Source organism: Serratia sp. PF-27, from assembly GCF_030053255.1.
Lineage (GTDB): Bacteria > Pseudomonadota > Gammaproteobacteria > Enterobacterales > Enterobacteriaceae > Serratia > Serratia bockelmannii.
This window is the reverse complement of sequence record NZ_JASGBT010000023.1, coordinates 467,956-491,798: the sequence shown is the minus strand read 5'-3', so window position 1 is coordinate 491,798 and position 23,843 is coordinate 467,956. Positions and strand designations below refer to the sequence as shown.

The following is a 23,843-nucleotide window of genomic DNA, read 5'->3' as shown; positions in this document are numbered from 1 at the left end:
CGCCTTGTTGCGGCAAGCGATTATGCCGATCGCAAGCGTCCCGTTTTAACTACAGTGTCCGCACGTTAGCCTGCGACAAAAATAGCGGGCGCCGCTACTTTAGCCCCCGGCAAAAGGCTCTCGTTACGGTGCCCTTCCACCTGCCAAAAAAGAAAACCCCCAACAAACTTTCGTTTGCTGGGGGTTAAAGATGCACTAATCAGACCATAACTATGGCTATTCGATACCGTATTTTTTCTCGGTTACGAATTTCGGCTCTTTCCAGTTGGGGCCTTTCACTACTTTTCCATTTTGATCTTGAAGCACCCCTTTTTGGAATAATGCATCATAAGTAGAAGAGAGCTCCCCGCTGGAAATTGCATCAAAGCGATTATAGGTATATAGACGATCCAATTTACGGTAATCAGCGGTCGGCCCCAAAAAAGTTAGCACATCTTCTACACTTTCATTTTTAACGATATCTTTTAAAGGCATTATTTCTTCCCTCCCATAGCATCTTTCAGTTCCTGTTCATATGCGGCTTGTAGGGCCCCATCTGTATAAAGCGCCTGTTCCTTTTCATTTATTCTATAGTCTTCAAGCGTAGCAGTATGTGTATTATTCCATACGGCCTTCTGTTCTTGAACACTGTGCGGAACCTCACCATCTTTTATGCCAAGATTCCTGTACCTCTCCAACTCTCTGATTTCATGAGTATAAAATCGCCTATCAGTGTCAGTAGGTTGTAGCTCCCCTTTCAAAATTTTATCCAAACGGTCAATCATCACTTGGTTTTCCGGAGTCTGTTCAAAACGCCCTGTATGCAGCTTCACCTTATCCACGCCGGCACGGTCGATGCTAGCCCCTTTCCAATCCAGGTTCTGAATGGGGCCCCCTGCTTTATTGGTGTTGTATTCACGCCCGCTGTATTTGCCCCTGGCGTTGGTTTCACCATAGGGCTTGCTCACCATCACATAAACAGCTTCAACTCCGGTTTCCAGCGCATCCGGCTGCCACAGGATAAAATCTTGCAGATCCTGCACCACATCCGCCGGGAAGGTGGTAACCACGATGCTGTCCGCCTGCCTGATGCCGGTGCCGGTATGCACTGGCGATTTGGGCCCCGGTGAGCCGTTGCCGGTATGCGCCGGCGCAGCCGGCCCGGTCGGCACCGGGTTGATCAGTATCGTTCTGGCCGGCGCGCCCGCCACCGCCGGCAGCGTGATTTTGTCCAGCCCCGTCAGGTCATCGCGAACGGGTCTGAATACCGGCACGCTCGGCGATACGCCGCCGACGCCCGTTCTGACGAAGTTGACGCTCTGTCTCCCGTTATCGTCAGTGGTGATAAATCCGCGCACCGGCAAATCGACCGAGGTCATGCCGGGCTGAATGGTCGCCCTGCCCGCCGCCGCCAGGCTCGCCTGCAGGGCAAACAGATTGACATCCCGCCCGGGCACCCGATCACTCCCTGCACCGACCTCCGTCGGGTAGAAGCCGAGAGCAAAAGCCCCCAGCACCGATCCGGCGGCGACCGCGGTGCCGGCGCGTATACTGCCGACTTCGTAGGCCGCCCGCCACGATGCGCTCGCTGCCCAGCCGGCCAGTTCGCTCGTGGTCGTCATCACACCTTGCCCGACCATCGACGTCTGCAGCATGGCGGGGGCGCGGTTGAGCACCATGGCGCCTGCCGCCGCCAGCGCCGCATTGGCCGCTTTTAGCTTTTCCGGCGTATACGCCGGAGCGTCCATAATACCCGCTTTAGCGAACAACGCTTTTCTGGCGGCTTCCACCTTGCGGGCCTCTTCAGCCTTACGGGCTTCCTCGGCTTTGCGAGCCTCTTCAGCCTTACGAGCCTCTTCGACTCTGCGGGCCTCTTCCGCCTTTCGGGCCTCCTCAGCTTTACGGGCCTCTTCGGCCACTTCTCGTTCTACCTGTTTAAATTGTTGATAGGCCGAGGTCAAAGAAGGTACTTCGACATTGCGTTGCCGATACCCTGTGCGATCGTCCCCTTTGCCGCCTCCGTTGATTTCATATTGCTCCGTAATTTCGGTCATCATCCTATTATTATCAAGCCAGAAACCCGGCGGGATTTTTCCATTAAGCACCTCGGAATAGGTGGCTAATGACACCTTATCTTCAGCGGTAGAATTGTTACCATTACTGTTCCCGTTGGGTGCACTCTGATAATTACCGATCTTATGGCCAGTATCAATATGACCGACAAAACCGGTCACTCCAGACTTATTAAAATCAAAACCAATGACATTTTTTAATTGTGGCTCAGACTTTAATGCGTTACGCACACCTATTTCATCAACCGCGCGAACGTCACTTACCTGAACCTGCAATCTGCCACTATCATCCAACCCCGTCAAAGATACTGAGGCATAAGGTGCAAGGGCTCGTCTTATTTTTAGCAAACTACCCAGTATACTCTTGACGCTAGGGTCATTTTTGATGGCATTGACCTGTCGTTGCTTCGCAGCCTCTCGGGAGTTCCCACTGATACTACTGTCTCTGCCGCCATTACCGTTCGAGCCGCCTGGCGTCGAACCATCAGGTCGAGCATTGAGATTATCGCCGCTGCCGCCCATATAATCTCCAGCGGTAGGACCATGGCCATTCAGTTCCTGTGGCATATTATTTTCTCCTGGATATTACTATTCCATCAGATGCACTGAAGGCGATTTATTCCCTGTCTGGCAAACGTCGACATGCAAAAATATTTCCGCGTCGCTGAGTTCTCAATTTGATTCCCGGTTTGGAGAGATTGAATAAATCGCCGTTTTATTATCGTTATTGGCTGGAAATCATGCCTTCCAACGCCGCCAACCGCGATTCCAACCCTTCTCGGGCCGCTCGCTCTTCCTTAAGCGCCTCAACCAGCAACGCCACCACGCCGTTGATATTGATGCCCCGCGCGTCCTTCAGCACGCTGCCGTCGTTGAGCTTCAATTCGGTTTGGGTTACCGACTGCGGCAATACGCTCTCCACTTCCTGAGCGATCACCCCGGCCTCCGGCACGCCCTGTTTGAGGTAGGTGTAGCCGCCTATCTTGGCCAGCTTGTCCAATGCGCCGTCAATTTGGGTGATGTCCGTTTTCATGCGGGCGTCGGAGCTGCTGTGCCAAGCGCCGTTGGTGAAGGCGTTTCCATTATTACGGAATTCAAATAGGCCACTGCTTTTGTCATCACCAACCTGAATCTCCACAAACTGGTTTTCCCGTATCCGCTCGCCAAGGTACAGGTTGGCATAGACTCTTCCATTTCCCTGCAGGTGCAGACCATGGGTGACGCTTAACGCGTCATTTTTTTTGACAACCCCTTCAGCCCAGAACCAGCCATTGGGATTGCGCTTGGTCAATTGCCCCACCGAAAGCTCAGCGTTAGGCTTCACCTGGAGTTCGTTCCAGTTTCCTTTCATGTCACGATAAGACAGCAGGCCGTAATCCTGCTCATTGCCGACAATCCGTGAGCCCATCAGCATCGTTGAGGTCTTATCGCCGCTGGTGAACTTGCTCTCAACAGGGGAAGAATAATAGATTTGTCCATTGATAAGCGGGATCGGACCAGTGGTCGAGGTGGAGATACCCGCGTTGTGCGAGACCATCGCCCCGCCGGAAATGTCCACCCCATTGCGCAAGGCAACCCGGCCAGACGCCAAATTGAACGAGAACGGGCGCAGGGTGTTCCACTGTCCGTTAAGCGCTTGGCCACCCGGCGTCGTCAGCGCATAAAAATCGCGTCCATCATTACGCAGCATCACGCCGGTATTGCCATTTGCCAGCCGAAAACCGTTGGCCGATTTGGAGACGATTTCACCGTCGCTGACCACGCGCTGGCGCAGCGTAGAAAGCGATTTCAGTTCCGCGATATCGTCATTAACGCCGTTAATCACCTGCGCATTTTTCTTTTCTTCTGCCATGATTGTTACCCTCTTACGTCCTGTTTGATGGCGGTTAACAGCGCTCATTCCCCCAGCATTCCCCGGCCACTGGGCTCACCGCACCGAAGCTGTAAAACCGGTTAAGCACACAGCAACACTGTATGCATAACCAGAACTTTATCTCGAAGAATAATGGGATTCCCTCACCACGGGTTGTGTGATGAACGGGACAACCAAGCGGCGGGAACTATAAAGAGAACAGAAGCAGAGAACGGCGGGCGCGCTGAGCCCCTCCGGGCATATCAGAAAAAGGAATACGGGCCGGCGCAAGCCGGCCGGGGAACGAAGGGGTTTACCGCGCCCGCTCGGCGGCCAGCGCCGCGATGCGCATGATCACCGCCACCGCTTGCTCCATGCCCTCCAGCGTCACGAACTCGTGCTTGCCGTGGTAGTTGTAGCCGCCGGTGAACAGGTTCGGGCACGGCAAGCCGCGGAACGACAGCTGCGCGCCGTCGGTGCCGCCGCGGATCGGTTTCATCACCGGTTCGATGTCGCAGTCGCGCATCGCCTGCTGCGCCAGCGCGATCACGTGCGGGTGCTCCGCCACCTGTTCGCGCATGTTGTAATAGCTGTCTTCGATGCTCACTTCGATATAGCAATCGCGGGGCAGGCCTTTGCCGACCTCGCGGGCGATGTCCACCATTTTGCGTTTGCGCGCCTCGAACCCCTCGCGCTCGAAGTCGCGCAGGATATAGTGCATTTCGGCGCGCTCTACGCTGCCCTTGATGCTGCTGAGGTGATAAAAGCCCTGGTAGCCTTCGGTGGTCTCCGGCGCTTCGTCCGCCGGCAGCGCCTGATGAATGCGGGTGGCCAGCGACAGCGCGTTGACCATCACGCCCTTGGCGCTGCCGGGGTGCACGCTGTTACCGAGGATTTTGATCGTCACCGAGGCGGCGTTGAAGTTCTCGCACTCCAACTCGCCGACGCCGCCGCCGTCCACGGTGTAAGCCCATTCGGCATTGAAGGCCGCCACGTCGAACAGCTGTGCCCCTTTGCCCACCTCCTCGTCCGGGGTGAAGGCCACACGGATGTCGCCGTGCGGGATTTTGCGCGCGCGCAGGCGCACCATGGCGGTGAGGATCTCGGCGATGCCGGCCTTGTCGTCGGCGCCCAGCAGCGTTTTGCCGTCGGTGGTGATCAGCGTCTGCCCCAGCATCTGGTGCAGGATCGGGAACATCACCGGCGACAGCACTTCATCACCGATGCCGAGCGCAATGTCGCCGCCGCGATAGTTCTCGACGATCTGCGGATTGACGTGTTTGCCGCTGAAATCCGGCGAAGTATCCAGATGGGCGATAAAACCGACCGCCGGCACCGGCCAGGCGACGTTACCCGGCCAGGTGCCCATCACGCAGCCGTGTTCGCTGAGCGACACCCGCTCGAAGCCGAGCGCGATCATTTCCTGCTGCAACGCACGCGCCAGCTTCAACTGCCCGTCGGTGCTCGGCACATGCTTTACGTTCGCTTTGGACTGGGTGTCGAAAGAGACGTAGTTGAAAAAGCGGTCAAGTAATTTGTCCATGGTAGCGGCCCCTCAGAATATCGCGTTTCATTATGCGGAACCGATCAGGATCAAATATTGCGTCAGGTCATTTTTAACCAGAATTCGCCAATATCATTAATCTTTGTGATGATTTCTGAGGGAAATAACACTGTCATCACAGGGTCATTTGTCGCTATCATGATGAAAAACGCGGCATCTGGGCCGGATCGGCTTTCAATTCCGGCATTCAGCGTCTATCATGCGCGCTCGAAAAATTTCCATTGGCGTAACTGGTTTGAGCTTCATTTGATCAGCGGGCATCCCGCAAGCTCCGGCAGTCTTTTCCAGTTGCGGTTCTATCTGCATTAGCCCACGGGATAGAGTAATACGATAAATGACTGAGACATCCTCTCCGACTCCCCTTGTTGAACTGCATGCCCTGAGCAAAGCGTTCGATGGCAAAACCATCATTGCCGATCTGGATCTGACGATTAATCACGGCGAATTCCTCACCATTCTCGGCCCCTCCGGCTGTGGCAAAACCACGGTGCTGCGCCTGATCGCCGGTCTGGAAGACGCCGATCGGGGCCGCATCGCGCTCGACGGCCAGGACATCACCGCCATTGCGGCCGAGCATCGCCACGTCAACACCGTGTTTCAGAGCTACGCTCTGTTTCCGCACATGTCAGTGTTCGACAACGTCGCCTTCGGCCTGCGCATGCAAAAGGTGCCAGCGGCGGAACTGACGCCGCGCGTCGAAGAGGCGCTGCGCATGGTGCAGCTGGATACGTTCGCCAAGCGCCGGCCGGGCCAGCTCTCCGGTGGCCAACAGCAGCGCGTGGCCATCGCCCGCGCGGTGGTCAACAAGCCGAAAGTGCTGCTGCTGGACGAATCGCTGTCGGCGCTGGACTACAAGCTGCGCAAGCAGATGCAGAACGAGCTGAAGGCGCTGCAGCGCAAGCTGGGCATCACCTTCGTGTTCGTCACCCACGATCAGGAAGAAGCGCTGACCATGTCGGACCGCATCGTGGTGATGCGCGAAGGCCGCATCGAGCAGGACGGCACGCCGCGTGAGATCTACGAAGAGCCGAAGAATCTGTTCGTCGCCAGCTTCATCGGCGAGATTAACATCTTCGACGCGGTGGTTTTGGAGCGCCTCGATTCACAGCGGGTGCGCGCCAACGTCGAAGGCCGCGAGTGCGACATCTATGCCGATCTGCCGGTGGAGCCGGGCCAAAAGCTGAAGGTGCTGCTGCGCCCGGAAGATCTGCGGGTGGAAGAAGTGAACGACAGCGCGCAGCACGACGGGCTGATCGGTTACGTGCGTGAGCGCAACTACAAAGGCATGACGCTGGAGTCGGTGGTCGAGCTGGAGAACGGCAAAACGGTGATGGTCAGCGAGTTCTTCAACGAAGACGATCCGGACGTCGATCACTCGCTCAATCAGAAAATGGCGGTGACCTGGGTTGAAAGCTGGGAGGTGGTGCTGGCCGATGAAGAAATCGCGTAAAGTCTTCCAGAATGTGGTGATCGTCGGCGTCGTCGCCTGGCTGCTGCTGTTCGTGTTCATGCCGAATCTGATGATCATCGGCACCAGCTTCCTGACCCGCGACGACGCCAATCTGGTGCAGATGGTGTTCACGCTGGATAACTACCGGCGCTTGTTCGATCCGTTGTACGCCCAGGTGCTGCTGCACTCGCTGAACATGGCGCTGATCGCCACCCTGTGCTGCCTGGTGATTGGCTATCCGTTCGCCTTTATCCTGGCGCGGTTGCCGCAGAAGGTGCGGCCGCTGCTGCTGTTTCTGCTGATCGTGCCCTTCTGGACCAACTCGCTGATCCGCATCTACGGCCTGAAGCTGTTTCTCAGCACCCGCGGCTATCTCAACGACGCGCTGCTGTGGATCGGCGTCATCGACAAGCCGCTGCGCATCATGTACACCTCGGAAGCGGTGATCCTCGGCCTGGTGTATATCCTGCTGCCGTTTATGGTGATGCCGCTCTACTCCAGCATCGAAAAGCTCGATAAGTCTTGCCTGGAGGCGGCGCGCGATCTCGGCGCCAGCAAGCTGCAGACCTTTATCCGCATCATCGTGCCGCTGACCATGCCGGGCATTATCGCCGGCTGCCTGCTGGTGGTGCTGCCGGCGATGGGGCTGTTCTTCGTCGCCGATCTGATGGGCGGCGCCAAGAATCTATTGATCGGCAACGTGATTAAAAGCCAGTTCCTCAATATCCGCGACTGGCCATTCGGCGCGGCCACCAGCATCTGTCTGACGCTGGTGATGGGGCTGTTGCTGCTGGTCTATTACCGGGCCGCCCGCCTGCTGAACAAGAAGGAGGATCTGGCATGATCGGACGTCTGCTGCGCGGCGGCTTTATGACGCTGGTATACGCCTATCTGTATATCCCGATCGTCATCCTGATCGTCAACTCCTTCAACGCTTCGCGCTTTGGCATCAACTGGCAAGGGTTCACCACCAAGTGGTACGGCACGCTGCTGAATAACGACAGCCTGCTGCAGGCCGCGGGGCACTCGCTGACCATGGCGGTGCTCTCCGCTACCTTCGCCACCCTGATCGGCTCGCTGACCGCGGTGGCGCTGTACCGCTACCGCTTCCGCGGCAAGCCGTTCGTCGGCGGCATGCTGTTCGTGGTGATGATGTCGCCGGACATCGTGATGGCCATCTCGCTGCTGGTGCTGTTCATGCTGCTGGGCATTTCGCTCGGCTTCTGGTCGCTGCTGTTCTCGCACATCACCTTCTGCCTGCCGTTCGTGGTAGTGACCGTCTACGCGCGCCTGAAAGGCTTCGACGTGAAGATGCTGGAAGCCGCGCGCGATCTCGGCGCAAGCGAGTTCACCATCCTGCGCAAAATCATCCTGCCGCTGGCGATGCCGGCGGTGGCGGCAGGTTGGCTGCTGAGCTTTACCCTGTCGATGGACGACGTGGTCGTCTCCTCCTTTGTCACCGGGCCGAGCTACGAGATTTTGCCGCTGAAGATCTACTCGATGGTGAAAGTCGGCGTCTCGCCGGAGGTCAACGCGCTGGCCACCATTTTGCTGCTGCTGTCGCTGGTGCTGGTGATCGCCAGCCAGTGGGTGATGCGCGATCGCTCGCCCAAGGCAGAATAATCCTTCCCGCCGGGCGCTGCCGCGCCCGGTTGTGATCCCCTTCACAACCGGCACCGGTTGTCACTCAGTGACCATCGGTGCCTATTTCCGCCCCGCCGATTGCAGCGGCGAAAACTTCCCCCTATAACTGAATCCAGGCAAGGTGCCTTATTTTTCTCGCTTTCAGGGAGTTTATTCAGCAACGTCGTCATCCATTAAAATATAAAAAGGAACTGCCATGAAAGGTATTATCGATAATATCTTAAACAAGCTGCAGCTTTTCTCCAAAGCCATGATGGGGCCGATATTTTTCCTGCCGGTAATCGGTCTGATTCTGGCGCTCAGTTCTATTCTTACCAATGCCACATTAATCAATGAACATTCCGCCGTCTTCTCTATCGGTAAAATGATCGGCGATACCTTCTGGCCGTTATTCGGCAATCTCGGGCTGATTTTCTGTATCGGTATTACCTACGGCCTGGCCAAAGACAAGAAAAGCGAAGCGGCGCTGGTCGCGGTGATGTGCTTTATCATGTTCCTCGGCGCCAATTCGTCTTATCTGCAATTCAGCGGCCACGTCGCGGCCAAGATCAACGGTGAGTATTACGGCACCGGGCAAACGGAACTGCTGGGATTTACCGTGGTAGATATGGGCATTTTCCTCGGTCTTATCCTCGGCGTCACGATTGCCTGGGTGCATAACCGCCTGTGCAACGTCGAACTCAACGGCGTGTTCTCGGTCTACGGCGGCGCCAAGCTGGTGCTGATTGCCATGACGCCGATCATCATGCTGTACGCCGTCGCCTTCAGCTACCTGTGGCCGGCTATCTCACAGGGCCTGATCGCGCTTACCGGCTTTATGAAAAGCGCCGGCTCGCTCGGGGTATTCGTCTACGGCTTCTTCGAGAAATTTCTGATCCCCACCGGGCTGCACCACTTTATCTGGTCGCCGTTCCAGCTCACCAGTATCGGCGGTTCGATCGTACAAGACGGCCAGACCGTCTCCGGCTCGCAGGCGATTTTCCTGGCCTACATGCGCGACCCAAGCATCTCGCCGCTGATGAACGAGGCGCTGCGTTTCTCGCAGCAAGGGATGGTGACCATCTTCGGCCTGTCGGGCGCGGCATTGGCTTTCTATCACACCGCCAAACCGGAAAAGAAAATGCTGGCCAAGGCGATTCTGATCCCGGCCATAACCACCTCGATCCTGGTCGGCATCACCGAGCCGATAGAGTTCACCTTCCTGTTTATCTCTCCGCTGCTGTGGGTGATCCACGCCGTGTTGACCGCGCTCTCGCAGGTAGCCTGCAACCTGTTCCAGGTGCGCCCCTGGGGCGCCAGCGGGCTGGTCGAGTTCCTGGCCTACAACCTGCCACTGCCGGTCTCCCTCACCCGCTGGCCGCTGTATGTGGTCATCGGGCTGGTGCAGTTTGCGGTGTATTACCTGGTGTTCAAAACGCTGGTGCTGAAGCTCAATCTGAAGACGCCGGGCCGTGAAGATGATCAGGACGTCAAACTCTATTCCAAACAGGATTACCGGAACCGTAAAAATACCCCGGACGAGCCAAGCGGCATCATTATTCGCGCGCTGGGTGGCAAGGAAAACATTATTTCCGTCGATAACTGCTTTACCCGGCTGCGGGTGGAATTAAAGGATATGGCGCGGGTGGATGAGGCCGCGTTGAAAAGTACCGGCGCCAAAGGCGTGGTGAAGAATCGCCGTGAAGTGCAGGTGATTTACGGCGTCACGGTCGGCAAGGTCAAAAATCAGGTAGAGAAATATTTAGCGGCACTCTAACGCTTTATTAATGGGAGATATCGAATGAAATTAACCGTTCTCGGCGGCGGCGGCGTGCGTTCCCCGTTCCTCGCCAAATCCATCGCCTATAACGCCCATCGCATCGGCATTACCGAAGTGGTGTTTATGGATACCGATGAGCGCCATCTGGCGATCTACGGCGCCCTCGCGCAGGGCGTATTCCAGCGCATTCGCGGCGACATTGCTTTCAGCCTCAGCAGCGATCCGCGCCAGGCGCTGCAAGACGCCGATTACATCATCACCACCCTGCGCATCGGCGGCGAGGAAGGCCGCATCCATGACGAGCGCATCGCGCTCAATCACCAGTTGCTCGGGCAAGAAACCACCGGCGCCGGCGGCTTCGCCATGGCGATGCGTTCAATTCCGGCGATCCTCGACTATTGCCGCCTGATCGAGCAGGTTTCCTCGCCGGCGGCGGTCTTGTTCAACTTCACCAATCCTTCCGGCATGGTGACCGAGGCGATCATCAAATCCGGCTTCCAGCGCCGGGTCTACGGCATCTGCGACGCCCCCAGCGAGTTTATCCGCGAACTGGCCGAGCTGCTGGACTGCCGCGAAGACCAACTGAGCGTCGACTGCTTCGGCCTCAACCATCTTTCCTGGTTCCGCAATGCGCGCGTCAACGGCGAGCCGGTCACGGAACAGTTGCTGGCGGATCCGCGCCTGTATCGCGATACCTGCATGAAATACTTCTCGCCGGAGCTGGTGGCGCTGTCGGACAATTTGATGCTCAACGAGTATCTCTACTATTACTACTACCGTGAGCAGGCGATCGCCGCCATCGTCGCGGGCGGCGAGACCCGCGGCGAACAAATCGCGGCGATCAACCGCCAAATGCTGTCAGAGTTAGGCGAGCTGGACATCCCCCACCAGTTGGAACACGCCTTCTCTGTCTACTTCAGCCATTATCTGCAGCGCGAAAACTCCTACATGCAGCGCGAGTCCAACCAGGGCAAGGTGAAAAAACGTGAGATGCTGACGCTGCAACAGTTTATCGAGCAGCCGGACAGCGGCGGCTATGCCGGGGTGGCGATCGACATTCTGGAGGCGGTCAACAGCGGCCGGCAAAAACGCGTGGTGGTATCGATGCAAAACCGCGACACGCTCGATTTTCTGCACCCGGAAGACGTGATCGAAATCAGCTGCGAATTGAGCAGCGCCGGGATTCAGCCGGTCAAAATGCGCGATATTCCCGACACCCAGAAAAACCTGATTTCGCAGGTGAAAGAGTACGAACGGCTGGCGGTGGCGGCGATCCTGACCGGCAACCGCCAACTGGCCATCAAGGCGCTGATGGTGCACCCGCTGGTCAACTCCTACTCGCTGGCGAAAACGCTGGTGGAGGAGTACCTGCTGGCCCACCGTCAGTATGCCAGGCACTGGCGCTAAACGGTGCGATGCGGCCGTCAGCGGCCGCGTCGTTCAAACCAGGCGGTGATCACATTCTCGAATCCCAACAGACAGTGGCCGAAAAATGGGTTGGGATAGTAGATATCGTGATCGTATTTTTGCCGATCCTCAAACAGAAAGGTCATATCGGCCTGCTGCGCCAGCGGGCTGTCGCCGTCGCCGCAGAAGGCCGCCAGCAGAATGTGATTACGCTTCACCGCTTCGCTCCAGCTCAGCGCCGAGCCGCTGTTGCCCGACTTTGAAATCACGATCACCATGTCGAAGCGAAAGCGCGTCTCGCGGTCAAGAATGTCGAAATCCGGCCACAGCGACAGGTAACTGTCTACGCCCAGCGTCATAAACTTGTTGTACATATACTGCGCCACCAGCTGTGAAAAACCGCTGCCGTGGATCAGGATCTTGCCGCTGTCGAGCAGATCGAGAAACTGCGCCTGCTGGGCCGGCGGTGCCGCCGACGTAGGGCGTGCCGCCTGGTAGGCCGGCGCCATCGTCAGGTTGAACTTGATGAAATAGACCAGTTCGAGATAGCCGCGAAAGCCCAGCTTTTTAGCCAGCCGCACCAGCGTCGAGGGGGAACTGTAGCAGCGTGCGGACACCGCGCGGATGCCGTCGTCGATGCAGGCGTCCGGGTTGTCGAGAATGCAGTGCAAAATCGTCAGATCCGTCTTGCTGAGCTCCGCCTGGCTGAAGACCTGTTTGAAATTCATCGCCGCCCTCGTTTATTCGCCAAAATTATTGTTTCGCACGCGCTTCACCGCCTGTCCAGCGCGAGACACACAAATTGTGATGCGCTTTAAGCCGCCGAACCCCTTGATTTGCCAACGGGATAACCGCCTTTACCCACCCCGCCCCGGCCCCTATAATGGCCCCTTTCTGGGGTATGGCGCGGCCGAAAACGGCAGCCCATACGGGTTCGGCTCACTACTGCTGAAGGATACGCTGCATGAAAAAGTGGTCACATCTGCTCGCAGCCGGGATGATGGCGCTGAGTTTCTGCTCTGCAAACGCCTCTGACGGCAAGACACTGTACTTCTATAACTGGACTGAATACGTCCCGCCGGGGCTGCTGGAGCAGTTCACCAAGGAAACCGGCATCAAGGTGATCTATTCCACCTATGAATCCAACGAAAGCATGTACGCCAAGCTGAAAACCTACAAAGACGGCGCGTACGATCTGGTGGTGCCTTCCACTTACTTCATCGCCAAGATGAGCAAGGAAGGCATGCTGCAAAAAATCGACAAGAGCAAGCTCAGCCACTTCAAGGATCTCGATCCCACCCTGCTGAACAAGCCGTTCGATCCCAACAACGACTATTCCATTCCTTACATCTGGGGCGCTACTGCCATCGGCGTTAACAGCGACGCGCAAGATCCCTCTACCGTTACCGCCTGGGCCGATCTGTGGCAACCGCAGTACAAGGGCCGCCTGCTGTTGACTGACGACGCACGCGAAGTGTTCCAAATGGCGCTGCTCAAGCTGGGCTATTCCGGCAACACCACCGACCCGAAAGAGATCGAAGCCGCCTACCACGAACTGCAAAAATTGATGCCAAACGTGCTGGCCTTCAACTCCGACAACCCGGGCAACCCGTTTATGGAAGGGGAAGTCAACGTCGGCATGGTGTGGAACGGTTCGGCCTTTGTGGCGCGCCAGGCCGGCACGCCGCTGGAGATCGTCTGGCCGAAGGAAGGCGGGATCTTCTGGATGGACAGCCTGGCCATTCCGGCCAACGCGCGCAACGTCGAAGGGGCGCTGAAGCTGATCGACTTCCTGCTGCGGCCGGAAATCGCGGTGCAGGTGGCGGAGACCATCGGTTACCCGACGCCGAACCTGGCGGCGAAGAAGCTGCTGTCGCCGGAGATCGCCAACGATCCGTCTCTCTACCCGGATAAGACGGTGATTGAGCACGGCGAGTGGCAAAACGACGTCGGCGACGCCAGCACGCTGTACGAAAGCTACTTCCAAAAGTTGAAAGCCGGGCGCTAATACGCCCCGCCATCACATCAGGGCGCGCAGTGCGCCCTGATGCCTTTCTCAGGGCCTGTCGGCCCGCGCCACCTTGCCCACCAGGAATTTGTGCACAAAACGCGGCACCACTTCACTGGCCAGACCGTAGTGTTTCTCGTCGAACTGGCTTTCCACCTGACTCGGCTCCAGGTTCAGCTCCATCGCATAGGCGCCGCCCAGCCGCGCCTCATGCACGAAGCCGGCCGCCGGATAGACGTGGCCTGAGGTGCCGATGGCGACGAAGAAATCGGCCTTGCTCAACGCCTGATAGATGTCGTCCATGCCCAGCGGCATCTCACCGAACCACACCACGTGCGGCCGCAGCGGCGCCGGGAACTGGCAGCAGTGGCAACGATCGTCGACGCTGAGATCGCCGGGCCATTCGAACACCTGCCCCGACTGGGTGCAGCGCACCTTCAGCAATTCGCCGTGCATGTGCAGCACCCGCTTGCTGCCGGCGCGTTCATGCAGGTTATCGATGTTTTGCGTGACCAGCAGGAAGTTGTCTCCCAGCCACTCTTCCAGATCCGCCAGCGCGCGGTGCGCGGCGTTCGGGACGATCTCCTCCGTCTGCAGCTGACGGCGGCGTTCGTTGTAAAACGCCTGCACCAGCGCCGGATCGCGCTGGAAACCTTCCGGCGTGGCGACGTCCTCCACCCGGTGCTCTTCCCACAGCCCATCCGCGGCGCGGAAGGTGCGAATGCCCGACTCGGCCGAAATGCCGGCCCCGGTCAACACCACCACAAACGGCTTTTTCAGCTCTGCCGCCGCCATGGTGTCACGGTGAAAAATACGTGAACGAAAGCGCTGATGCAGCACATGCTTACTCTTGCGAAACTGACACAGCCGATGGCGAGTGTGCATTAACTCTCTCCTTACTTTTCCCTGTTTACCCTTCTTACTGGACGTTGCGGCGTTGTTGGCTGCATATATTCACGCCTGGCCGCAACGCCCATTACTTTGGGCGAGCCAAATTGAGAAACGCTGCGCCGCGCACGCCGCCGGCGTCGCCATAGCGCGCTTTCTCGATGCGCGGTAGCCGGGCCACCCGCAGCAGGTGAGCCGGCAGCCGCTGCGGCAACGCCTGATAAATGGCGTCGAAGTTCGACAACCCGCCGCCGATCACCACCAGATGCGGATCCAGCACCGTCAGCAGGTTGCCCAGGCAGATCGCCAGCACGTCCATAAAGCGGTCGACGTGGGCCACCGCCTGCGGCTCACCCGCCTGATAATGCGCAATGATCTCGGTGGCAGGCAAGCGCCGGCCATAGAAATGGGCGTACATCCATTCGAAACCGCGGCCCGATATGTAATTTTCGATGCAACCCTGATGGCCGCACCCGCAGGCAACGCGAGGCACATCACGCCCCAGCACCTCGAGCGCGTCCACCGGCAGGCGCAAATGGCCGAACTCGCCGGCGATATAGTTGCGCCCAGGCACCGTCTTGCCGTCGACGATCAGGCCGCCGCCTACGCCGGTGCCGAGGATGATGCCCAGCACCGTCGGGTAGCGGCGGAACTCGTCGTCCCAGGCTTCCGACAGCGCAAAGCAGTTGGCGTCGTTATCGACCCGCACCTCGCGCCCGATCAGCGCCGCCAGATCGCGCGGCAGCGGACGCCCCATCGCCGCCGGCACGTTGGCGGTAAACAGCGTGCCGTCATCGTCGTTGGGCAGGCCCGGAATACCGATGCCGACGCTGCCGCGCCGGCCGCAAAACGCATCCGCCTCCAGGGTCAGATCGCACAGCGTGGCCAGCAGTTGCCGATAATCGTCGCGCGGCGTCGGCACCCGCTTTTGCCAAATGCGCCGCAGGTTGTCGTCGAACACTCCCAGCTCAATCTTGGTGCCGCCCATATCGAAACCGTAGTACATAACCCATCCCCAGGCTAAAAAAACGGGGCGGCATCGCTGCCTCCCCGTGGGTTTTATTGTCCGCTCAGCACCCGCGCCGGATCGATGCGGCTGGCGCGCCTCGCCGGATACCAACTGGCCAGCAGGCTCAGCACGATGGCGGTCGCCAGCACGATCAGCACATCCAGCCAGTGCAGCTCGGAAGGCAGGAAGTCGATGAAGTAGATATCGCCCGACAGGAAGGAATGGCCGACCAGTTTCTCGATGCCCCGGATGATGTTGGTCAGCTGCAGCGAGGCGATCACCCCGATCACCACGCCGCTCAGGCTGCCCAGCAGCCCGGCCAGCAGCCCGTACCAGATGAAGATGGCGCGGATAAAACCGTCTTTGGCGCCCAGGGTGCGCAGCACCGCGATATCGGCGCTTTTGTCTTTCACCGCCATCACCAGCGTGGAGACAATGTTGAAGCAGGCTACGCCGATCACCAGCACCATCGCCAGGTACATGATGGCGCGGATCATCTGGATGTCGCGATACATATAGCCGTACTTGCCGATCCAGCTTTTGATGTAGATATAAGAATTGGTCACTTCGCCGGCGTCGCGCACCAGTTTGTTGGCGGCGAACACGTCGTTCATCTTGAGGGCGATGCCCGTGACGCTGTCACCCATGTCGAGATACTGCTGCGCATCGGCCAGCGGCACCAGCGCCAGGCTGTGATCGAGCTGGCCGCTGAGCTGCAAAATGCCGGTCACATGCAGGCGAATGCGCTTCGGCTGCAGCAGCTTCATTTCCGGGTCGCTGTTGGGGATCATCACCGTGACATAGGCGCCCTGCTTGACGCCCAGCGCGTCGGCCACGCCCTTGCCGAGGATCACCTGCTGCTCGCCGGGCTTGAAGTTGGCCCAGGCGTCGCCCTGCACATACTGCGGCAGCGCGCTCAGCCGGCTCTCCTGCTGCGGATCAACGCCTTTGACTTCCACCGCGCGCAGCTGCGCGCCGTTTTCCATCAGGCCGGTAAAGTTGATGTACGGTGCGGCGGCCACAATGCCCGGCACCTTTTCCACCCGTTGCAGAATCGACGGCCAGCCGCTGAACGGCTGATTGACCGGTTCGAGTTCGCCATGCGGCACCACCGCCAGAATGCGGTTCTTCAGCTCGCGCTCAAAGCCGTTCATCGCGCTCAGGCCGACGATCAGCACCGCCACCCCCAACGCAATGCCGATGGTGGAGATAACCGAGATCAGCGACACCATGCCGCCGCGTTTACGGCCGCGGCTGAAACGCAGGGCCGTCAGGAAGGACAGTGAGGCTCCCGCCATTACTCGGCCCCCATCAGGGTCAGCTGCGCCTGCAGGTGGCCGTCGGCCATTTCCAGCTGGCGGCTCAGACGCTTGGCCAGTTGCAGATCGTGCGTCACCACCAGGAACGCGGTGCCCTGACGCACATTCAGCTCGCCCAGCAGATCGAAGATGCTGTCCGCGGTGCGTTTATCCAGGTTACCGGTCGGTTCGTCCGCCAGCACCAGCGCCGGGTTGTTGACCAGCGCGCGGGCGATCGCTACGCGCTGACGCTCGCCGCCGGAAAGCTCGGACGGACGGTGTTTGCTGCGCTTTTCCAGCCCGACCGCCGCCAGCATCTCCCGCGCTTTCTCCTGCGCCTGCGCCGGTTTGGCGCCGCCGATCAGCAGCGGCATGGCGGCGTTTTCCAGCGCGGTGAAGTCCGGCAACAGGTGGTGGAACTGATAGATGAAGCCCAACTGGCGGTTGCGCAGCTCAGCCTTGGCCGCCGAAGACATGGCGTTCAGCGATTCGCCCTTGAAAATCACCTCGCCGGAGGTCGGTGAGTCCAACCCGCCCAGCAGGTGCAACAGGGTGCTCTTGCCGGAACCCGAGCTGCCGACGATCGCCATCATTTCGCCCTGCTGCATAGCAAAGCTGACGTTGCGCAGCACGTCGGTGTGCAGGTTGCCTTCCTGATAGGTCTTGCACAGGTTGTCACACTGCAACAAAAGATGGTTACTCATAACGTAAAGCCTCAGCGGGTTGTACGGCGGCAGCGCGCCATGAAGGATAAAGCGTGGACAATAGGGAAACCGCCATCGCCACCACGGCGATGATCGTCACCTGCAGCGGATCGACCGCCACCGGCAGCGAAGCGCCGTCGATCAAGGCGCCGAGGATCGGCATCAGGTTATTCAGGTTGGTGGCCAGCAGCACGCCGAGCAGCGTGCCGAGCAGCGAACCGATGATGCCGGCGCTGGCGCCCTGCACCATGAATACCGACATGATCTGGCGGCGGGTCAGCCCCTGGGTCTGCAGAATGGCAACCTCGCCCTGCTTCTCCATCACCAGCAGGCCGAGCGACGTAATGATGTTAAACGCCGCCACCGCCACGATCAGGCTGAGCAGCAGCCCCATCATGTTCTTCTCCATGCGCACCGCCTGGAACAGCTCGCCCTTGCGATCGCGCCAGTCTTTCCAGACGGTGCCCGCCGGCAGCGCCTGTTGGCTGAGGGTATCGACCGTCAGCGGCTGTTGCAGGAACAGGCGCCAGCCGGTGATGTTGCCGGCCGGGTAACGCATCAGGCGCGAGGCATCCTGTTGGTTGACCAACAGCTGATAGCCGTCCACCTCGCTATTGGCATGGAAGGTGCCGATGAGGGTGAACAGGCGCTGGCTGGGGATGCGGCCCATCGGTGTGAACTGGCTGGCGCTCGGCACCATCAAGCGCAGCGAATCGCCGCGCTTGACGCCCAGTTGCCCCGCCAGCTGTTCGCCGATGATGATGTTGTATTGGCCCGGCTGCAGCTGTTGCTGCTTGACGTTGACCAGATAGGGGGTTAGCGGATCGGCCTCGTCGGGATTGACGCCAAGCATCACCCCAACCGCCACGCTGCGGGCGCTTTGCAGCACCACGTCACCGGTGGTCAGCGGCGCAACGCGCGTGACGCCCTGCAGCTTCTGCACCTCGGAGGCCGGCAGCTGCTGCGGGTTGACCGATCCCTGTGGACTGGTGACCAACGCCTGCGGCATCAGGCCGAGGATGTTGTTCTCAAGATCCTTTTCGAAACCGTTCATCACCGACAGCACGGTGACCAACGCCATCACCCCCAGCGTAATGCCGATGGTGGAAAGCCAGGAAACAAACCGCCCGAAGCGGTCTGAGGCTCGCCCGCGCATGTAGCGCAGGCCAATGAATAACGCGACAGGTTGATACATGAAATCCGTTTGATAGCCGTGGCTTAAGCAAAGTGATCATGGATAATAAAGGCTCTCCCTCGTTTAGGGAACACCCGACGGCCTTTTATTGCGTGGCGGCGAAGAGGGAGACGGCGGCAGCTTCGCGCGTTATTTATCCTCAGCCGCAAAAAACAGACGGCATTAACCGGTTAAATAACCGGCAGAAAATTGATGAGCAGCGCTTTTTGCTGTGTCAGTTTGCCGGCCGCTGGGCTACTATAAACAGCATAAAGGCGCTGGGTTATCCGTGCCGGGACGCCATCCAACACATTGATTAAAGATACCTGAATGAGCACTGCCGATAGCCGTAACCGTTCTTCATCCCCTCGTTATTCTCTGCCCGATCGCGCGGGCGATCTGCGCCAACTGGGGCAACTGACCGGCGCGGCCTGTGCCGTGGAATGCGCCGAGATCGTCGAACGCCACCCTGGCCCGGTGATGCTGATCGCGCCGGATATGCAAAACGCCCTGCGGCTGCGCGACGAGATCCAGCAGTTCACTGACCAGATGGTGACCACGCTGTCCGACTGGGAAACCCTGCCGTACGACAGCTTCTCGCCGCACCAGGAAATCATCTCAGATCGTTTGTCGAGCCTGTATCACCTACCGACCATGGCGCGCGGCGTGATCATTCTGCCGGTCAACACCCTGATGCAGCGCGTCTGCCCGCACGAATTCCTGCACGGCCACGCGCTGGTGATGAAGAAAGGCCAGCGCCTGTCGCGCGACAAGCTGCGCGCGCAGTTGGAACAGGCCGGCTACCGCAGCGTCGATCAGGTGATGGAGCACGGCGAATTCGCCACCCGCGGCGCGCTGCTCGATCTTTACCCGATGGGCAGCGATGAGCCTTACCGCATCGACTTTTTCGATGACGAAATCGACAGTCTGCGTATCTTCGACGTCGATACCCAGCGTACGCTGAGCGAAGTCGAGGCCATCAATCTGTTGCCGGCCCACGAGTTCCCCACCGACAAGAACGCCATCGAGCTGTTCCGTAGCCAGTGGCGCGAGCAGTTTGAGGTGCGTCGCGACGCCGAACACATCTATCAGCAGGTCAGCAAAAGCGCCTGGCCCGCCGGTATCGAATACTGGCAGCCGCTGTTCTTCAGCCAGCCGCTGCCGTCGCTGTTCAGCTACCTGCCAGGCAATACGCTGATCGTCAACACCGGCGATCTGGAGGGCGCCGCCGAGCGCTTCTGGCAGGACGTCAACCAGCGTTACGAAAGCCGCCGCGTCGATCCGATGCGCCCGCTGCTGGCGCCGGATACGCTGTGGCTGCGCGTTGACGCACTGTTCGGCGAGCTGAAGGCCTGGCCGCGCATCGCGCTAAAAACCGATGAGCTGCCGGCCAAGGCCGGCAATACCAATCTGGACTACCATACCCTGCCCGATCTGGCGGTGCAGGCGCAGCATAAATCCCCGCTGGATAATCTGCGGCGCTTTATCGAAGGCTTCGACGGCAGCGTGATTTTCTCCGTCGAGAGCGAGGGGCGGCGTGAAACGCTGCAGGATCTGCTCGGCCGCATCAAGCTGGCGCCGGCGCTGATTCAGCGCCTCGATCAGGCGGAAACGGCGGGCCGTTACATGATGGTCGGCGCCGCCGAACACGGCTTCCTCGACGGCCTGCGCCGGCGGGCGCTGATCTGCGAAAGCGATCTGCTCGGCGAGCGCGTCAGCCGCCGCCGGCAGGACAACCGGCGCACCATCAACACCGATACCCTGATCCGCAACCTGGCGGAGCTGCATCCCGGCCAGCCGGTGGTGCACCTGGAACACGGCGTCGGCCGCTACGTCGGCCTGACCACGCTGGAGGCCGGCGGCATCAAGGCCGAGTACCTGATCCTCTCCTACGCCGGTGAGGACAAGCTGTACGTGCCGGTGTCATCGCTGCATCTGATCAGCCGCTACGCCGGCGGCGCGGACGAAAACGCCCCGCTGCACAAACTGGGCGGCGACGCCTGGACGCGCGCGCGGCAGAAAGCCGCCGAGCGGGTGCGCGACGTGGCGGCCGAGCTGCTGGATATTTACGCCCAGCGCGCCGCCAAGGCCGGTTTCGCCTTCAAACACAACCGCGAGCAGTACCAGCTGTTCTGCCAGAGCTTCCCGTTCGAAACCACGCCGGATCAGGAACAGGCGATCAACGCGGTGCTGAGCGACATGTGCCAGCCGCTGGCGATGGACCGCCTGGTGTGCGGCGACGTCGGCTTCGGCAAAACCGAAGTGGCGATGCGCGCCGCCTTCCTGGCGGTGGAAAACGGCAAGCAGGTGGCGGTGCTGGTGCCGACGACGCTGCTGGCGCAGCAGCACTTCGACAACTTCCGCGATCGCTTCGCCACCTGGCCGATCCGCATCGAGATGATGTCGCGCTTCCGCAGCGCCAAAGAGCAGCAACAGGTGCTGGACGACGCGGCCGAAGGCAAAGTGGACATCATCATCGGCACCCACAAACTGCTGCAGAGCGATCTGCACTGGAAGGATTTGGGGTTGCTGATCGTCGATGAAGAGCACCGCTTTGGCGTGCGCCACAAGGAGCGCATCAAGGCGATGCGCGCCGATGTCGATATCCTGACGCTGACCGCCACGCCGATCCCGCGTACGCTGAACATGGCGATGAGCGGCATGCGCGATCTGTCGATCATCGCCACTCCGCCGGCGCGCCGCTTGGCGGTGAAGACCTTCGTGCGCGAATACGACAGCCTGGTGGTGCGCGAGGCGATCCTGCGCGAAGTGCTGCGTGGCGGCCAGGTTTACTACCTTTACAACGACGTGGAAAACATCGAGAAAGCGGCGCAGCGCCTGGCTGAGCTGGTGCCTGAAGCGCGCATCGCCATCGGCCACGGCCAGATGCGTGAACGCGATCTGGAGCGGGTGATGAACGATTTCCACCACCAGCGCTTCAACGTGCTGGTGTGCACCACCATCATCGAAACCGGCATCGATATCCCCAGCGCCAACACCATCATCATCGAGCGGGCCGATCGCTTCGGCCTGGCGCAGCTGCATCAATTGCGCGGCCGCGTCGGGCGTTCGCACCACCAGGCTTACGCCTATCTGCTGACGCCAAACCCGAAAGCCATGGGCACCGACGCTCATAAACGGCTCGAGGCCATCGCGTCGCTGGAAGATCTCGGCGCCGGTTTCGCGCTGGCCACCCACGATCTGGAGATCCGCGGCGCCGGTGAGCTGCTGGGAGAAGATCAGAGCGGCCAGATGACCACCGTCGGCTTCTCGCTCTATATGGAGCTGCTGGAAAGCGCCGTCGACGCGTTGAAAAACGGCCGAGAACCGTCGTTGGAAGATCTCACCAGCAGCCAGACCGAGGTAGAGTTGCGCATGCCGGCGCTGCTGCCGGAAGATTTCATTCCCGACGTCAATACCCGCCTGTCACTGTATAAGCGTATCGCCAGCGCGAAAAACGACGGTGAGCTTGACGAGCTGAAGGTCGAGCTGATCGACCGCTTCGGTCAACTGCCGGATGCGGCGCGCAATCTGTTGCAGTGCGCGGCGCTGCGCCTGCATGCGCAGAAACTGGGGATCAAACGCATTGAGAGCAACGAGCGCGGCGGCTTTATCGAGTTCGGCGACAACAACCGCGTCGATCCGGGTTATCTGATCGGCCTGTTGCAGGGCAATCCGCAGGTTTACCGCCTGGACGGCCCGAGCAAGCTGAAGTTCACGCTCGATCTGGCCGATCGCCAAAAACGCCTGACTTTCACCGAAGAGCTGCTGAACGCCTTCCGCGAACACACGCTGGCGGCCTAAGGCAACGCCCCCGTCGCTACAACGGGGGCGGCTTATCCGCGCGGAAAACCGGCGCCCAGCGGCGCCAGCTGCATCACGCGGCTGGTCACCACCCGGTTTTTGCCGCTGCGCTTCGCCTCGTACAACGCTTCGTCGGTCATGGCGATTGCCTTGTCCAACGTCATGCCGGGCAGATACAGCGACACGCCGATGGACATCGTGATGTGCGCTTCGTCGTGTGCATTCAGCAAGAACGTCGAACTTTCCACCGCGCTGCGAATGCGCTCCGCCACCCCGCCGATGACCTGCGGATCGTAGCTGGCGGTGATCACCATAAACTCCTCGCCACCGTAGCGCCCGACGAAGTCCTCGTTACGCACGCTGTTTTGCAGCAGCCGGCCGACGCTGGCCAGCAGCACGTCACCGGCCGGATGACCGTAGGTATCGTTGATGCTTTTAAAGTTATCCAAATCGAGGATCATCAACCCGCACGGGCGGCGCTCGGCACGCTGCAGCATCAGCTGATAATCGACGCTGGCGCGGTTGTTGATGTGGGTCACACTGTCGGTCGTGGCACGCGCACGCATCGCAAAATAGGCGTAGATGTGGCGCTCTTTGAAATTCAGCGCATGATAGCAAATCGCCAGACAGAGCGCGGAGACCGCCTGGTACAGCAACACATCCGGCCACAGCCCGCTCATGTCCACCAGCAGCCACACCACCGCGATGCGATACAGCGCGATAATGCCGATCGTCAGGTAAAACGTCCGGTGGGATTTTTTCAGCCACACCTGCGACAGCAGCAGCGGCGCGATGATCGAGGCGATGAACAGGTTATCGACGGTGAAACCGCCGGTCAGCGCCATGGCGAACAGAAAACTCACCAGTCCGCTGACGCCGCCGCCGAAGAACGTCACCAGTATCATCGGGATCATCGCAAAGCTGTAATGTACCTTATCGGTCAACACCAGCCGATCCTGACTCAAATACAGCACCGCTACCCCGGCCAGCAGGCCGAACACGACGCGCTTCCACAGTGCGGAACGGTAGGAAAACGGGGCATTCTTGCTGAGAACGAAATAGCTTACCGACAGCGTGGCATAGGTGATGCAAGCGTCGCTGTAAAGGGTGGAAATGGACGCAATGTATGTCATAAATAGTCAGCGCGCTCCTCGGGATCGCCAGGGGTAATGTAAAGACGTTGAATAACGCATCCCTGTCGTCTCCGCTTCGGCGGCGGCCATTTTACACA

General features: G+C 59.5%; 21 protein-coding genes. 10 read left to right on the top strand and 11 right to left on the bottom strand.

What is annotated here, in order from left to right:
• Positions 1 to 216: 216 nt before the first annotated feature.
• From QMZ29_RS25695 to pepT, 4 genes are all read right to left on the bottom strand, one after another.
• Positions 217 to 474 (bottom strand): hypothetical protein, encoded by a 258-nt coding sequence (locus QMZ29_RS25695; RefSeq protein ID WP_060432908.1) that lies wholly within the window; start codon positions 472 to 474, stop codon positions 217 to 219.
• A complete protein-coding gene (locus QMZ29_RS25690) occupies positions 474 to 2,618 on the bottom strand; it encodes an S-type pyocin domain-containing protein (RefSeq protein WP_230201379.1) in 2,145 nt (714 codons plus the stop codon). The genes QMZ29_RS25695 and QMZ29_RS25690 overlap by 1 nt, the downstream gene beginning before the upstream one ends.
• Positions 2,619 to 2,775: 157 nt before the next feature.
• Positions 2,776 to 3,903, bottom strand: coding sequence for a tail fiber domain-containing protein (locus QMZ29_RS25685; protein ID WP_060432907.1), 1,128 nt, complete (start codon positions 3,901 to 3,903; stop codon positions 2,776 to 2,778).
• Between the two features lie 313 nt (positions 3,904 to 4,216).
• Positions 4,217 to 5,446, bottom strand: a complete 1,230-nt coding sequence (pepT, locus tag QMZ29_RS25680; protein WP_004941154.1) for a peptidase T — start codon at positions 5,444 to 5,446, stop codon at positions 4,217 to 4,219.
• A 57-nt stretch (positions 5,447 to 5,503) separates the two neighbouring features.
• Here pepT and QMZ29_RS25675 point away from each other — a divergent pair, with 57 nt between their 5' ends.
• From QMZ29_RS25675 to QMZ29_RS25650, 6 genes are all read left to right on the top strand, one after another.
• On the top strand, positions 5,504 to 5,776 hold the full coding sequence (locus tag QMZ29_RS25675) for a hypothetical protein (RefSeq protein WP_101456414.1): 273 nt from the start codon (positions 5,504 to 5,506) through the stop codon (positions 5,774 to 5,776).
• A 25-nt stretch (positions 5,777 to 5,801) separates the two neighbouring features.
• Complete coding sequence (gene potA, locus QMZ29_RS25670) at positions 5,802 to 6,917, top strand: spermidine/putrescine ABC transporter ATP-binding protein PotA (RefSeq protein ID WP_060432905.1); 1,116 nt, start codon at positions 5,802 to 5,804, stop codon at positions 6,915 to 6,917.
• Entirely contained in the window at positions 6,901 to 7,761 is an 861-nt protein-coding gene (gene potB, locus QMZ29_RS25665; protein WP_025302510.1) for a spermidine/putrescine ABC transporter permease PotB, read from the top strand. The genes potA and potB overlap by 17 nt, the downstream gene beginning before the upstream one ends.
• A complete protein-coding gene (gene potC, locus QMZ29_RS25660) occupies positions 7,758 to 8,540 on the top strand; it encodes a spermidine/putrescine ABC transporter permease PotC (protein ID WP_141969331.1) in 783 nt (260 codons plus the stop codon). The genes potB and potC overlap by 4 nt, the downstream gene beginning before the upstream one ends.
• A gap of 217 nt (positions 8,541 to 8,757) precedes the next feature.
• Positions 8,758 to 10,317: a PTS transporter subunit EIIC gene (locus QMZ29_RS25655; RefSeq protein WP_025302508.1), complete on the top strand. Its 1,560-nt coding sequence runs from the start codon at positions 8,758 to 8,760 to the stop codon at positions 10,315 to 10,317.
• Positions 10,318 to 10,341: 24 nt separating this feature from the next.
• On the top strand, positions 10,342 to 11,727 hold the full coding sequence (locus tag QMZ29_RS25650) for a family 4 glycosyl hydrolase (RefSeq protein ID WP_049207157.1): 1,386 nt from the start codon (positions 10,342 to 10,344) through the stop codon (positions 11,725 to 11,727).
• A gap of 17 nt (positions 11,728 to 11,744) precedes the next feature.
• Here the strand turns inward: QMZ29_RS25650 and QMZ29_RS25645 are convergent, their stop codons facing one another.
• The gene (locus QMZ29_RS25645) at positions 11,745 to 12,455 is read right to left on the bottom strand and encodes a MurR/RpiR family transcriptional regulator (RefSeq protein WP_049295425.1); all 711 of its coding nucleotides are present in this window, start codon (positions 12,453 to 12,455) and stop codon (positions 11,745 to 11,747) included.
• On the opposite strand from QMZ29_RS25645, the gene QMZ29_RS25640 reads away from it, so the two are divergent.
• Positions 12,445 to 12,762, top strand: a complete 318-nt coding sequence (locus tag QMZ29_RS25640) for a hypothetical protein (RefSeq protein WP_127146172.1) — start codon at positions 12,445 to 12,447, stop codon at positions 12,760 to 12,762. The genes QMZ29_RS25645 and QMZ29_RS25640 overlap by 11 nt on opposite strands.
• Positions 12,692 to 13,735: a spermidine/putrescine ABC transporter substrate-binding protein PotD gene (potD, locus tag QMZ29_RS25635; protein WP_049207158.1), complete on the top strand. Its 1,044-nt coding sequence runs from the start codon at positions 12,692 to 12,694 to the stop codon at positions 13,733 to 13,735. Before QMZ29_RS25640 ends, potD begins: the two co-directional genes overlap by 71 nt.
• 48 nt (positions 13,736 to 13,783) lie before the next feature.
• Here potD and cobB read toward each other — a convergent pair whose 3' ends face one another.
• From cobB to lolC, 5 genes are all read right to left on the bottom strand, one after another.
• Complete coding sequence (cobB, locus tag QMZ29_RS25630; protein ID WP_016928086.1) at positions 13,784 to 14,620, bottom strand: Sir2 family NAD+-dependent deacetylase; 837 nt, start codon at positions 14,618 to 14,620, stop codon at positions 13,784 to 13,786.
• A 91-nt stretch (positions 14,621 to 14,711) separates the two neighbouring features.
• Positions 14,712 to 15,629: an N-acetylglucosamine kinase gene (gene nagK / locus QMZ29_RS25625; RefSeq protein ID WP_060432902.1), complete on the bottom strand. Its 918-nt coding sequence runs from the start codon at positions 15,627 to 15,629 to the stop codon at positions 14,712 to 14,714.
• Positions 15,630 to 15,682: 53 nt separating this feature from the next.
• Entirely contained in the window at positions 15,683 to 16,930 is a 1,248-nt protein-coding gene (lolE, locus tag QMZ29_RS25620; protein WP_025302503.1) for a lipoprotein-releasing ABC transporter permease subunit LolE, read from the bottom strand.
• Positions 16,930 to 17,634 carry a lipoprotein-releasing ABC transporter ATP-binding protein LolD gene (lolD, locus tag QMZ29_RS25615; RefSeq protein ID WP_004941120.1) on the bottom strand — a complete coding sequence of 235 codons (705 nt, stop codon included), beginning with the start codon at positions 17,632 to 17,634 and terminating at the stop codon, positions 16,930 to 16,932. Before lolD ends, lolE begins: the two co-directional genes overlap by 1 nt.
• Complete coding sequence (gene lolC, locus QMZ29_RS25610) at positions 17,627 to 18,829, bottom strand: lipoprotein-releasing ABC transporter permease subunit LolC (protein ID WP_261423593.1); 1,203 nt, start codon at positions 18,827 to 18,829, stop codon at positions 17,627 to 17,629. Before lolC ends, lolD begins: the two co-directional genes overlap by 8 nt.
• Before the next feature lie 38 nt (positions 18,830 to 18,867).
• Between lolC and QMZ29_RS25605 the strand changes: the two genes are divergently transcribed.
• Both QMZ29_RS25605 and mfd read left to right on the top strand, forming a co-directional pair.
• Positions 18,868 to 19,128, top strand: a complete 261-nt coding sequence (locus tag QMZ29_RS25605; protein ID WP_016928090.1) for a hypothetical protein — start codon at positions 18,868 to 18,870, stop codon at positions 19,126 to 19,128.
• Positions 19,129 to 19,138: 10 nt separating this feature from the next.
• Complete coding sequence (gene mfd / locus QMZ29_RS25600; RefSeq protein WP_261423594.1) at positions 19,139 to 22,612, top strand: transcription-repair coupling factor; 3,474 nt, start codon at positions 19,139 to 19,141, stop codon at positions 22,610 to 22,612.
• A 32-nt stretch (positions 22,613 to 22,644) separates the two neighbouring features.
• On the opposite strand, the gene QMZ29_RS25595 is transcribed toward mfd, so the two are convergent.
• Positions 22,645 to 23,745, bottom strand: coding sequence for a GGDEF domain-containing protein (locus QMZ29_RS25595; protein WP_043141520.1), 1,101 nt, complete (start codon positions 23,743 to 23,745; stop codon positions 22,645 to 22,647).
• Between the last annotated feature and the right edge of the window lie 98 nt (positions 23,746 to 23,843).

Coding starts and splice junctions, on each gene's coding strand:
- QMZ29_RS25695 (WP_060432908.1), bottom strand. CDS start 474: ATGCCTTTAAAAGATATCGTTAAAAATGAAAGTGTAGAAGATGTGCTA.
- QMZ29_RS25690 (WP_230201379.1), bottom strand. CDS start 2,618: ATGCCACAGGAACTGAATGGCCATGGTCCTACCGCTGGAGATTATATG.
- QMZ29_RS25685 (WP_060432907.1), bottom strand. CDS start 3,903: ATGGCAGAAGAAAAGAAAAATGCGCAGGTGATTAACGGCGTTAATGAC.
- pepT (WP_004941154.1), bottom strand. CDS start 5,446: ATGGACAAATTACTTGACCGCTTTTTCAACTACGTCTCTTTCGACACC.
- potA (WP_060432905.1), top strand. CDS start 5,802: ATGACTGAGACATCCTCTCCGACTCCCCTTGTTGAACTGCATGCCCTG.
- potB (WP_025302510.1), top strand. CDS start 6,901: ATGAAGAAATCGCGTAAAGTCTTCCAGAATGTGGTGATCGTCGGCGTC.
- potC (WP_141969331.1), top strand. CDS start 7,758: ATGATCGGACGTCTGCTGCGCGGCGGCTTTATGACGCTGGTATACGCC.
- QMZ29_RS25655 (WP_025302508.1), top strand. CDS start 8,758: ATGAAAGGTATTATCGATAATATCTTAAACAAGCTGCAGCTTTTCTCC.
- QMZ29_RS25650 (WP_049207157.1), top strand. CDS start 10,342: ATGAAATTAACCGTTCTCGGCGGCGGCGGCGTGCGTTCCCCGTTCCTC.
- QMZ29_RS25645 (WP_049295425.1), bottom strand. CDS start 12,455: ATGAATTTCAAACAGGTCTTCAGCCAGGCGGAGCTCAGCAAGACGGAT.
- potD (WP_049207158.1), top strand. CDS start 12,692: ATGAAAAAGTGGTCACATCTGCTCGCAGCCGGGATGATGGCGCTGAGT.
- cobB (WP_016928086.1), bottom strand. CDS start 14,620: ATGCACACTCGCCATCGGCTGTGTCAGTTTCGCAAGAGTAAGCATGTG.
- nagK (WP_060432902.1), bottom strand. CDS start 15,629: ATGTACTACGGTTTCGATATGGGCGGCACCAAGATTGAGCTGGGAGTG.
- lolE (WP_025302503.1), bottom strand. CDS start 16,930: ATGGCGGGAGCCTCACTGTCCTTCCTGACGGCCCTGCGTTTCAGCCGC.
- lolD (WP_004941120.1), bottom strand. CDS start 17,634: ATGAGTAACCATCTTTTGTTGCAGTGTGACAACCTGTGCAAGACCTAT.
- lolC (WP_261423593.1), bottom strand. CDS start 18,829: ATGTATCAACCTGTCGCGTTATTCATTGGCCTGCGCTACATGCGCGGG.
- QMZ29_RS25605 (WP_016928090.1), top strand. CDS start 18,868: ATGGATAATAAAGGCTCTCCCTCGTTTAGGGAACACCCGACGGCCTTT.
- mfd (WP_261423594.1), top strand. CDS start 19,139: ATGAGCACTGCCGATAGCCGTAACCGTTCTTCATCCCCTCGTTATTCT.
- QMZ29_RS25595 (WP_043141520.1), bottom strand. CDS start 23,745: ATGACATACATTGCGTCCATTTCCACCCTTTACAGCGACGCTTGCATC.